Here is a 480-nt window from a genome sequence, read left to right as displayed (position 1 = left end):
GCCCTGCGCTCGGCCTCCTGAAGTCGCAATCTGCGTCGCCTGGACTACCGCGCGCTTAGAAGCAAGATCAAAAGCGAGAAGCGAATTCGGTGATCGGCCGGCACCGCCGATGCATTCGGTGAGGTTCTGCCCGGTCATCTGGATAAGGATATCGCCGGCATGGCTGCCCTCGGCCTGGTGTACCTGGAAGAACGCTCTTGCTCTTGCTCTTGCTTTGGATTTTGCTTTTGCTTCTAAGCGCGCGGTAGTTCAGGCGATGCAGATTGCGACTTCAGGAGGCCGAGCGCAGGGCTTGCGGAGGGAGGTGACGGGCATGGATGCCCGTCAAGCGCTGGGCCCCAGGATGGGGCCTGCAGCGCGGTCCTCCCGGGAGCGAGGCCGGAGCGAGGGGACCCCGGAGCGGAGCGTAGGGGCCGGATGATGGGAGCCGACGGTTTTGGTTACTTTGGCCACGACCAAAGTAACCCGCCGGAAGGGCGG

Annotated in this window: 1 pseudogene; it reads right to left on the bottom strand. The window is 63.5% G+C overall.

Features of this window, described 5'->3' with window-relative positions:
• Positions 1–99: 99 nt before the first annotated feature.
• Positions 100–198, bottom strand: a pseudogene (locus tag FQ668_RS29110) (3-deoxy-7-phosphoheptulonate synthase); the annotation flags it as partial.
• Between the last annotated feature and the right edge of the window lie 282 nt (positions 199–480).

This window comes from Pseudomonas sp. Kh14, assembly GCF_900291005.1.
Lineage (GTDB): Bacteria > Pseudomonadota > Gammaproteobacteria > Pseudomonadales > Pseudomonadaceae > Aquipseudomonas > Aquipseudomonas alloputida.
Note: the sequence above shows the minus strand (reverse complement) of the source record. Positions and strands in the feature narration are given on the sequence as shown.